At 32.5% G+C, this 12,015-nt stretch carries 7 protein-coding genes; 1 reads left to right on the plus strand and 6 read right to left on the minus strand.

Annotated elements, in window-relative coordinates; all coding sequences use genetic code 11:
* Positions 1-38 precede the first annotated feature (38 nt).
* From ACE193_RS16255 to ACE193_RS16270, 4 genes are all read right to left on the minus strand, one after another.
* Positions 39-1,889 carry a cystathionine beta-synthase gene (locus tag ACE193_RS16255; protein ID WP_375559276.1) on the minus strand — a complete coding sequence of 617 codons (1,851 nt, stop codon included), beginning with the start codon at positions 1,887-1,889 and terminating at the stop codon, positions 39-41.
* 93 nt (positions 1,890-1,982) lie between these two features.
* Complete coding sequence (locus tag ACE193_RS16260) at positions 1,983-2,435, minus strand: hypothetical protein (protein WP_375559277.1); 453 nt, start codon at positions 2,433-2,435, stop codon at positions 1,983-1,985.
* A gap of 93 nt (positions 2,436-2,528) precedes the next feature.
* Positions 2,529-3,344 carry an orotidine-5'-phosphate decarboxylase gene (gene pyrF, locus ACE193_RS16265; RefSeq protein WP_375559278.1) on the minus strand — a complete coding sequence of 272 codons (816 nt, stop codon included), beginning with the start codon at positions 3,342-3,344 and terminating at the stop codon, positions 2,529-2,531.
* A gap of 112 nt (positions 3,345-3,456) precedes the next feature.
* Positions 3,457-4,350 carry an alpha/beta fold hydrolase gene (locus ACE193_RS16270; RefSeq protein WP_375559279.1) on the minus strand — a complete coding sequence of 298 codons (894 nt, stop codon included), beginning with the start codon at positions 4,348-4,350 and terminating at the stop codon, positions 3,457-3,459.
* 129 nt (positions 4,351-4,479) lie between these two features.
* Between ACE193_RS16270 and ACE193_RS16275 the strand changes: the two genes are divergently transcribed.
* A complete protein-coding gene (locus ACE193_RS16275; protein ID WP_375559280.1) occupies positions 4,480-5,112 on the plus strand; it encodes a TetR family transcriptional regulator in 633 nt (210 codons plus the stop codon).
* Positions 5,113-5,443: 331 nt separating this feature from the next.
* Here the strand turns inward: ACE193_RS16275 and ACE193_RS16280 are convergent, their stop codons facing one another.
* Entirely contained in the window at positions 5,444-10,432 is a 4,989-nt protein-coding gene (locus ACE193_RS16280; RefSeq protein ID WP_375559281.1) for a C25 family cysteine peptidase, read from the minus strand.
* An 89-nt stretch (positions 10,433-10,521) separates the two neighbouring features.
* Complete coding sequence (locus ACE193_RS16285) at positions 10,522-11,721, minus strand: hypothetical protein (protein ID WP_375559282.1); 1,200 nt, start codon at positions 11,719-11,721, stop codon at positions 10,522-10,524.
* Between the last annotated feature and the right edge of the window lie 294 nt (positions 11,722-12,015).

Raw genomic sequence — 12,015 nt, forward strand, 5'->3', positions numbered from 1 at the left:
AAAACCCACGAATTTATTTCATGGGTTTTATGCTAAAATTAAATCTGTTCCACAAAATCCAAAAATACTTTCTTATGAAGTTCTAAATCCATATCAGCAGAAAGCGAAACACGAGCAATATAATCTTTGTCAGATTCTTTGGTAGTTCCTTGCGTAGAAGTGGCAGGAATTGTCCAATAACAGCCTTTCAGTTGTCCATAACTTACACAATATTTACTTTCGTTTGGAATTTGAGTAATCATCATCGTGATTAATTTATTATTCAATTCCCTTTTGTGCGCTTCTTTTTCTTCGGCAGTAGTTCCTTTTGTTGGTAAGTCTAATGAAAAAACAGATGGTGTAAAGCCTTCTTGAGCCAGTTCTTCTGACACAAAATTAATTTTTGCTGTTGGTAAAACCTCTTTGATAAAATTGACAAATTTGCGTGTATTTTGATAGGCTTTTTCAATACGCTCATTCATCGATGGTAGTTGCTCTGCCAAAATTTCCATTTGTAAATCTGTCGCTTCGTTATCACAAAGAATAATATTCTTTTCTGTCTTTTCCATCAAATAATCAGCTTTTTGATTGGCTACACAATAACCAACCGTTACTTTTCCACCACTAGGAAATTTTGAACCACTGACATACGAAATCGTTTTGACCGTAGAAAGAATTTGATTTTCGCCTAAAAAATTTACATTCGGACAAAAAGTTTGGTCTAAAATAAAAACAGGTTCGATAGCCTTTTGACCAGTTGGAGTTTTGCGTGTTGCACTCAATGCTTTTTCAAGTTCAATCATATTCGGAACTTCCACTCTTGGGTTGGTCGGAATTTCGGCAATGATATAAGGAACAGCATCTAATTCTGCCACTTTTTTAAGAACGGTATTGATACTTTTTACCATATCATTATCGCCATCAACAGGCAAATCCATCACTTCCACATTATCCAAACAAGCTGCGACTCTCCTCGCTTGGTCGTTTGTACCACCATAACAATTCGGAGGAACAAGAAATTTAATCGCTTTTCCTTTATGGTTTTCTAGCGCATTTTCCACCAACCCCATCATAATAGCATACTGAACCGAAAGTCCACTAGAACCAACAACTGCCTTCGAATCGGAATGTGTAATTTTTTTGATGGATGCTAAAACAGAATTTTTATTTTTTTCTGTATCAAATTTTTTAGCTTCGAAAGAAGTATTTTCTGTAAGGGTATGCAAAGCCGTCAAACAATCGGCTGGAGTCATAGCAATCGTTTCTCTTCTACGGACGTGCTGAATTTCTGAAATGTAATTTTCATTTTCTTTTCCATTTACAAATAAAATACTTCCTAAATCAGTATGAAGATTAATGTAAAAATCAATATTTGAATTTAGATTAGCCGTTCCAATTTCATTTTTTTGTGAAATATAAACTGTACTTCCTTCAAAATTTTCTATATCTTCTATTTTCTCAATTTTTTTTAATTCAAACTCATAACCATAAATATTTCTAATAATTTCGGCATCAAAAAAAGAAGGTAATTTGCTACTATAAACGATTTGAGTAGCTTTATTAGTTAATAAATTTTTTCTTAAAACAGCTAAAATAGGAGTTGTTTGTGATGAAAAACTGATTATACATTCTGATTTTAGATTATTCATTTTGGAGATTGCCCATTCCAAAATAGAAGACAACGGATGTCCCAAACGGATATAATCGTAAGCTGTAGGGAGTTCGCTTAAAGCCGATTTTTCAGCGTTATTTGTTTCAAATAAAATTTCAAATTTTTCTAAAAACTCTGTTTTTGCTAGTTCTTCCTTATAAATATCTAGTCTGTGTGTAGTTAGTTTTAGCCAGTCGTTTGGCATATTTTCTAGGACTTCTTTTGTATAATTGAGTGTTTTATCTTCTGCAATAATCATGTTTTTTGAGTTTTGAATGATTGGTTAGTGTTTTTCTGAATATTAACTCAAAGATACAATAATCGTTTATTTTCTCTATTTCGAATCTATTTTCTAAATTTTACTAAAGAATTCAAACTTTAAAGAATCAAGACGAATCTCAAATTCACTTGTTTGATAATGTAGTTTTTTCTGAAAAATTATTCTACCATCTTCTGTCAATTCTGTTACATCAAATTGCCCTCCTTGAAAGTGAGAAAACCTTGCCGTAGCATTTTTTTGAAAGTCAATTAGAAAAAGTCTTAATACAACATCATTATCATGCTTGATAGATTCTTCATCAAAACTCTCATTGGCATATTCTTCAAATATAATTATATTCTCCTCCTTCAATTTCCAAAACTTTCCAGTAAACCATTTTCCAAATGTCAAAGAATCATCTAATAGACTAAGTTTGTATGTAAAATACCAGTGATCTGCCCTGATATTTAATTCTGAAGGATGAAAGGCATCGGCAAAAGTTAGTTTTAAAGTGTGTTTTTTACTAGATACTAGAATGTTTTCCATGAATCAAGATAAGTGAAGTTATGAAAATAAGTAGTTGATTTTGTTACTTTCAACTCTTAAAATTGTATCTCTAGAAGGAAAAGGAAGTTTAAATTAACTGATTGCAGATAAGAGCAAGGCCATTTCTTGTTGGATTTCTTGTGCTTTTTTTCCTGCCATTTCTGTAAAATCTCTGTTTTTGCTGGCATAAATAATCTGACGAGAAGAATTTATTAAAAGTCCACAGTCTTTTGTCATTCCTGCTTTCGAAACTTCTGCTAAATTTCCTCCTTGCGCTCCTACTCCTGGAACTAATAGAAAATGATTTGGAATTATTTTACGAATATTTTCAATGTATTCTGCTTTTGTTGCACCTACTACATACATTAAGTTTTCTTCTGTTCCCCAGTTTTGACTTTTTTCTAAAACTTCTTCATAGACTTTTCTACCATTTTTGAGTTCTAGCATTTCAAAATCTTGCGCTCCAGAATTGGAAGTTAGAGCCAACAAAATTGTCCACTTATCTTTTATTTCTAAAAAAGGTTTTACCGAATCTTCACCCATATATGGTGCAACTGTAACAGCATCACAATTTAGATTTTCGAAAAATGCTTTTGCGTACTGTGACGATGTATTTCCAATATCACCACGTTTTGCATCAGCAATAATAAAGACATCATGAGGTAGAAACTCAATCGTTTTTTGAAGACTTTCCCAACCTTTTGTTCCTAGAGCTTCATAAAAAGCAGTATTGATTTTATAAGAAACAGCATACTTTTCTGTTGCATCTATAATTCGTTTATTAAATTCAAAAATAGGGTCTTTTGCATTCAATAAATGAAAAGGAATTTTTTTAATATCGCTATCTAAGCCTACACAGAGATAGGATTCTTTAGCTTTTATTTGGGAAATGAGTTTGGTACGGTTCACTTTTTTTGTTTTTTAACCCTCAATGAGACTTCGCTATTGTTGAGGTATCTAAATTTTGGAATAATTTTTACACAAAAATAGTGTTTTTATCTAATCTTTCAATGCTTGGTTTTTATTCTTTATTTTTATCAGAAATAGATAACCATCCTTCAATTTTATTTGTGATTTCATCATAGCGACTTGTGTCAGGAATATGTTTGGCATCTTTCATAATATGAATTTCTCTCAAATCAGAAAAAACTTTTTTCATACGCAGAATAGCTTTTTCTTTTGGAAAAAAGACATCATTCTCTGCTATAATTCCAAAGACAGGTGATTCAAAATTTTGTGTATTCTTTTCAGAAAGTAAGGGAGGACGACGATAATCCATTTTTACACCCAATAGAATGTTTTTTTGTAGTTCTATCCAATGCTTGTCTTTTGTAGTAAAAAAAGCATCCATAAATTTGACTAAATCTTTCTCTTTTTGGGTAAAATGAAACTTAAAAAGTGGAATACTCAAACGAGAAAAAGAAGGCAAAAAATCGCCATTTGCAAAACCAGAAGGAACAATATAAATAGCCTTTTGGATTTTTTGTGGACTCACTATTATGAGTTCATTCAAAATAAATGCACCATACGAAATAGCAATTACAGGAATACATTGAAGATTCAATTTTTCTAAAATCTCACTTGCCCATTTTCCATATTCATGATTTTTAAAATCAAGTGTCGTTTCATCGCTTTTTGTGGCTTGTCCAATTGTATCAATCGCATAAATTCTGTATTTTTTGTATAAATCCTGCATGGCTTCCAAAGCAACTGGCGCACCTGCATGAATGCCATGAAAAACTACAACAGATGGTAAATTTTTTTCTCCTCTTACAATGATGTGTGTATTTCCTGCAAAGGTTTCAATATTCAATTCTTCATAATCATTACTTGTAAATGATTTGAGTTTTTGGTCATACAAACTCATTAAATTTTGTTTGTAAATCGGCTTTTTATAGATTGTTCCTGTTTTCATTGTAATAAAATTTATGTCATTGATGGAGACTCCAACAACAGCAAAATGATTTAATTTTTATCAAAGATAATCAATAATTTTTTAAATTAGTCCATCTGACCTAAAAATATTTTTTACTAAATTTGTAGTATGAAAAACAAACCCAATACTAGCCAAGAAATCAAAAAAATAGCAAGAGATTTATTCAATCAAAAAGGAATTCCTTCAGTTACGCTTCGTGAAGTAGCCAAGGCAATGAATAAAAGTTATGGAAATATTACCTATCATTTTCCTACAAAAGAAAAACTGATTGCAGAATTATATCAAGAATATAAAACTGAAATGCAGCAAGTTTCACAGGCTTTTTTGGGAGAAGAAAATCTATTTTTAGCGATTCTGAAAGCTCCTTTTTACACGTTTGATATTTCTCTTTCCTATTTATTTCTCTTTAAAGATTATGTTTTTTTGATTAGGGAATACGAAGAATTAGCAAAAAAAATCAATCAAGAAAATGAGCAGCGAAAATCTATGTTGAAATCCATTTTGATGCAACTTGTAGAAAATGGGATATTCAGAAAGAACTTTGAGCAAAAAAATATTCTCTATTTGATGGAACTTAGTGGAGCAATGCGAACTTTCTTTTTTATGCAATTACGAAATGAGGAATTTGAAAAACTTAGCTTGAAGAATGAATATGTCAGTTATGTCAATCATTTGATGTTTCCTTATTTATCAGAAAAAGGAAGAACTATTTTTGAGGAATTTGAAGAAAATATAGCTTGATTTATCATCCTTTAAAAAATAGATGTATCTGTCAAATTTTTAGAATCTTCTTGAATGATAACTTCTTTTATCTCCTTATTTTGTTGCTCTTCATTTGTACAAGCAAAAAGTGATAAACACACTAAAAAAAAGGGTATTTTATTTAATCGCATTAAAAATTATTTAATCAATCCAAAAAAAGTAAATCATTCAAAAATAACGTAGAGTAGGCTCAAATTACTCATTTGTAACTCAAAGAAATAATTTTAAGACAATAAAAAAGTACAAAATTAGACTTTGTACTTTTTTATTGATTTATATCAAACTACTTGACACCTTAAATTTCAGAGTTTTATCTCATAATATAAATTTTACCTATATTTTTCTTGAAGAGATTATCTTTGGCTGTTTGTGCGTGTTCGAAATTAAGTTGATTATCACGAATATCTACTTTGTAGAGGTAAACACCGTTGGCGAGTTTATCACCATATTCGTCTGTTCCGTCCCACGTAAAATCAGTAACATTATCTCCAATTCGGATTGCTCCTAGTTCGTCTTTTGTAATCGTTCTGACTATTTTTCCTGTAATGGTCATAATTTGAATACGTATATCATCAGGCACTTCTGCCCCTGTGAGTGTAAAGACAAAGTGCATTTTGGTAGAAAATGGATTTGGATACGGATAGAAATGTGTCAAAGTTGATTTATTTACTACTTCAAAATTCACTTTATAATCTTCTGCACCTGCACGGTTTCCACTTTTATCTTGAGCATCTACTGAAAGTGTATATTTTCCATCTTCTAATCGTTCTGGACGATACTCTAAACGGAAATTATTATCCTGTGAAGCAAAATATTGTACATTCTGTCCATCATAATTCAATCTTATTCGTTCGCAGCTATCACACTTACTCAAGTACATATTTATTCCGACAGTATCTTCTCGTACCAAAAACTTATTTTCATCTCGTAATTGAATGGAAATAAGAGGTGTAGGTGAAATAATATCTCCGTCCATAATCTTTATTCCATCAAAAGCGACATCCAAAACAGGATTTACATTATCAGGTATTACTGTAAAATTAGCTTGCAAGATATTATTTTCATAAAGCTGTTCGCCTTGTATTCTTGGATTCATAAAGACAGTCAATAAATTATCTCCAAAATACTCTAAGGAATAGAATTTTGCATCAAACAAAAGTTCTTCTCCTCTCGCCAAGCTACTTAATGTATCATACGATTCTGTTGTAACTCCTGTTTGAGCATTTCTGACTGTATAACGTACAATCAAAGGACTTGCAAAGTCATTACCTGAAATATTACGGAAACGAAAACGAATGTCGACCGAATCGCCAGCCGAAACTTGAAGGTTTGTGTTTTGACGATAAGAAAGTGTATCATATAATAAAATTCCTTCAGGAACTTCTCTATAAATGACTTGCCAACGATCTAATTGTGGCGAAGTTTTATCTACCGAATCACTAAGTGTGGCACGTAATCTCAAATAAGGATATTGATTCGCATCAATTTGACTTAATGCAAAATTATCTTGTGTTACATCCTCAACAAGTGTAGTTTGAGAACCTGTAAAGTTTTCTCCTACAATGTCAATTTTCCAATCGTCATTTCCTGTTGTACGAACTTTTCTAAACATATTTCCCCAGTCAGCAGCAGGTCCTATTAAAGAAGAAGTTACGATGCCTTTGTCAGAACTTCCTAAAATGGTAAAGTTTTCATTGATTACATCAGTTGGTGTTTGTAAATTAACTACTTGTGCTGTTCCTTTTGGTGCGCCTTTTCTTCCTACTATTACGAATGCTGACCTTGCAGCAATATTACCAAGATTAGCAGCTTGTTCATCTGAAAGTCCTAAGATTGAAAGTCCACCTAGTAAATTTCCAGCTCCAACTGCTGTTGTATTCATCATAATCACATAACTTCCATCTCTTATGCTATTGAAATAATTGGCAATTCCAGCAACAGAAGAAGGTACTCTCGTTGCAACTAATGAAGCTCCACAAGAAGTATCTGGAAATGGATTATAAATAGTTCCTGTACGGTCATCGATAGCAATGGCAATTAAACCAGAACATCCTCTGCTTACTAATTCTACTCCATCCATTTTGATATAATAATTTCCAGCTTCTGTAGAACGAGTTCCTGCTGCTTGTACCTCAAAATTCAGATTGTAGGGTTGAAACTCCCACTTACGAGTATTAGTTGGATAAATTACTCCTTTGAAATCGGCTTTTTCAAATTGAGCAACATGACTTTGCGACCAACCAGCAGGACTATTATTTATATAAATAAATGATGAAGTAGCCCATTGCTCATCATCTTCTCCTTGAGGCTCTGCATAACGAACACGCCAATAATACACAGTACTATCTCTCAAAACAGGTAGATTTACTTGCCATTCTGTTGTGATATAGTCTTGTAATACAATCGTTTTTTTGGTAGAACTATTAAATAAGTGTGTTGTATCTAATTCATATTCGTAGCTTCTTACTTCTGTAAATGGATTATTATTTTGAGCTATAAGAATTGGAGTAGTTGTATTTACGATGCTATATTCTTTTGGCGCAAGTGTAATCATTGTTCCACGTTGCATAAAGTACTCAAAAGAAGCATAGTTATTTGTTTCATCAGATTCATCAATTTCTTCAAAATAATCTAAATAAACTTCAAATTTATTTAATCCGATAGATTTTGCCTTTGCAGCTTCTCCTACTGAAATATCATAATAGAGTGTATCTTCATTTGCAATAGAAGGATAATCTTTTACTGTATAAAAATCGCTTGTTCCATCAGGGAATGTTCTTTTTACACGGACACTTATTCTACGGTTCTGAAAGTCCATAATTCCTAAGTTACGAGCAGCAATTTTTACTCTAAAGTTATCACTGTTTGCATTGACAAAAGTTTCATTTTGTGCTGGAACAAGACTAACACGAGCATTATTTATCATATAGTCAGGCTTATCAATCGGAATAAGACGGACAGCAGGATCTCCTTGCAGAATAACTTGTTGTGCTGCAGCTCTTGCTATTTCATTTTGCACTCCATTTCTTGCCATATAGGTACTAAGCATTTTCTGCATTACGATTCCTATTGGAAGGTTTAAATTTTCTCTTTTAGTAAAGGCTTCTTCATAGAATGTTTGTGTATAAAGACGCAACTGCCCACTAAAACCAAGTTTACTATGACTAAGAAACAAAATTGCTCCTTTATCTGGTGTAATTAACCAATCTTCACCAAACGAAACACCACCATTATAAATATCACCTGTTTCGCAGCCATTCATAATCATCATTGGATAGCGTCCTTTGTTGTTATAATTAAGAAGAGAATTACTGACAAAGCCTACTTCTATATCTGTAAAACTTATTCCAGAATGACCAAAAAAAGTAATAAACGAAAGTCCTTTATTTAATTCTTCCGAAATATCAATAAACTCTACAAAATCAGTTGTTTGTTTGGAAAGTGTTTTTACTTCTGCGCCCAAATAATTTCCCTTTACAATATCTTCAAAACCTTGCACATAACGTTTAAAGCTGGCATGTTCGGAAGGAGAATATCCTCCACTTAAATGTAAAAATTGTTTACGCCAACTTTGATCACCTTCAATAGTTTCGTGTTCTTTTACTTTATTGAGATAATCAATTACTTCTTTGGGGCTTTTAGCTGATAGTCTTGCAGTAGCAAGTGCAGGCTCTAAGCTACTATTTAGTAACCCTGCTGTAAGCATGTGATCAGAACCTGGGTAACCATAAGGAGGAATATTACTACCATTAGGATTGGTATGAAGAATTCCTGCACTTTTACCCAAAAGAAATAGAAATTTAGGATTTCCATTGGTAAGCATATAATTAGCAAAACGACGAATAGAAAGAGGAGTAGTTTCGCCATACGAAAAGATATTATAAAGCTGGTCTATTTCTACAATAAGAGGAGTATAACTTCCTCCTTGTTCGCTGGCACGATAATTTGCATACGCTTGTGCTGCATCTAGGTCTTCTCCAAATCCTTCTCTTAGACTTTTAGATGTAAGAATAATATAATCTGCATCTAATGTTGTGATAGGTCTGAAGTTAGCTTTTGTTATTGAAGTTAAATCAATAGACTTAGTAACTGAGGAAGCATAAATAATTCGTTTTTGTCCTGTATTAGGAACAATCATGGTACGCTTATTTTGTACACTATCTGCTTGAATTTCAATTACGTTTTGAGGATTCGTAATATCAAAAAAACGAACCTGTGAAGTCGGATTTTCTATTTCAAGATATGACTTGCCTTGTAGATTTACCTGTAAGTTAAATTTTTTGTCTGTTTCGCCATTCATACGAGTTGCTTGTGGGTATTTTGCCCAACTTTCACAATAACTATATCTTCCACTTCCTGTTGCTTGATATAAATCCTCTACTAAATATCCTCCACGTCCATTACCAAATATACCTAATGAATCAGGAATTTTTATTGACCTGCTCACTACTTGATAGTTTTCAAATTCCACTTCATCAATCAATATTTTGGCAGTTCCCATGGTATATGAAAATCTGACATTATTATATGTGTTTTCTCGTCCTACAATACGCATTCCGACTTCTGCTTCTACCAAACTATCTCCCACATAATCTACTATAGGATTGTTAGGGAATGTAATTGGATTGTTCTTACCATTTTTTATTAATATACTTGCAAAACCTTTTCCTTCTTGCCAGTCACTTACCAAAGCTCCTCTTCCGTTCGTAGAAAGAAAACTTAGAGGATAAAGAGGACCACTTGTAAATAAATTAGGAAACGAAAATCTTGTTTCTTCAATATGAAAGCGTTCTTTTTCAAACCCTTGCGTATTTTGCTCATAATATTGTTGTGTACGCAATCCCTGTTCTAAATTGGTCTTTGTATAAGTCAGAAAATAAACTGATGTTCCTCCATACAAAGAATGGCTTTCTATGGTACGTTTGGTAGGGTCTGGAAAGAGTAGTTTGTCATGTTCGCTATCTCTCCTTTTTCCATAAAACTCAATATAATCTAATGAATCTAAACGCCCATCTGACTCCCCCTCTACATGAATTGGGATTTCCTTCCCATGGTAATACATTTGAAGGCGATTAGGATGGATACCCAAAGGAATGCCTGCATCTACTAATTCTTGAAAATTAAGTCTATAAATACCATCTTCGCTAATGGTAATTTTATAATATGTTTTGTCGTAATCTACCCAATCCATATACTGACTAAAATCAGCAGGTGGAAAATAGAGTTGTGCTTTTGTTTGATTTGAGAAGGAAAATAGCATTCCCACCACAAATAAAAAAGAATATATATGTTTGTTCATAGCCATAATGAATATTTTGTGTAAACCGTAAATTTATAATTTTCTGTGATTTATCTTTCCTTTTTTATGAATTACTAATGAATTGTAATTTATTGTCCTTTTTTACTAGATGCTTTCAACGAATTTATTTGTTGTTGATTGAATAAAAAACGAAGTGAAAATACATGTGAATAAGGAACAACAGATTGATCAAAAGCATTTGTAATCGCATAATCAATCACAAATTGTTTAACTACAATACCTACACCAAAGTTTGGTTGATACGTCCAAGATTTGCTACGGTCAAAATCTGTAACTTGTTGAAAGTTACCTATTCCACCACGTAGATACACAGTGTTTTTGTAATCTACCTCTACCCCAAAAGTAGGAGCAACAGATGCAAAATCTGTTTTAATGACTGTATTTCTCTTTCCATCAAAAGTAGTTTCTAGTCCCATGCTTCCCATAACTCCAAACTGTTGATTTTTGGTGCGCCAAGGATAAGAAGCTCCCAAAGTAAGACGAGGTAATGTTACTTCTAATGAGTTGGTCGGAATTTCATTACCTGTTCTTGAAAAAGTTTCTCTGACAGCATCACTATTGAATGAATAGGCATTATATGTTCCTGTAATATCACGTCCCATTATTCCAATCTGCCAGTTTTTAATTTGCGTTTGCATTCCTACATCAATTCCAAATCCCCAAGAAGTAGCAAAAATACCAGCCGAACGATGAACTATTTTTGCATTTGCGCCCAAATAAATAGGATATTTTTTTTCTGCTCTATATTCCTTTTCTTCTGTGGCTTCTCTTTCTTTTATTTTTAAACTCATGGCACGAGCATACGAAAACATAAATGCATACGATGCTTCTGCAAATGAGCCTACATTATTATAATCTACATTTCCATTTTCATCTATCAAAAAACGAGTATCAGGAATATCATCAATACCAAAACGAATAACAGAAAAAGCTATTCGATTGGTAGAATCAATAGCAGCAGAAAATCCTCCATAATCGTAATTAGCAATTCCTCCAAAATATGAAACGTGCATCAATGAAAGTTCATACTGTTCTTTTGAGCGCAAAAGCCCTGCTGGATTCCAATAGGCAGCCGTTACGTCATCTGTAAATGAAACAGGTGTTCCTGACATAGCCAAACCTCTTGCTCCTACTCCAATAGCTAAAAATTCATTACTATATTTAGGAGCTGTTTGAGCTACTGATAATGAAGGGAAAACCACTAGCATTACTATTAGAGTCAGAAGAGTACTGAATAGTTTTATGTATAGAGAAAAAATAGAATTCATTGATTAAAATAAAGATGAAGTAGTATATACAAAATAAAAAAGTAAACATAAAGCCATTTTGACTTACCTATAGGGTTTTCTTATAAAAAATATTTGGTCTCTTTTTGTATTTTAGACCTCTACTTTCAACTTGTAGTTGTTGGTGTCGCTATCGCTAAAACACCAACAACGGCATTTTTCTTTTTTTATAAAAAAACTGAACTTACCTACTAATGACTTAATAGTTAGCTAACTATGTGTAAATTATACAAAGATACACAAATCATTAAATTTTATTTTCAATAGAAAGTGATT

The sequence above is a fragment of the Bernardetia aquimarina genome (assembly GCF_042180575.1).
GTDB lineage: Bacteria > Bacteroidota > Bacteroidia > Cytophagales > Bernardetiaceae > Bernardetia.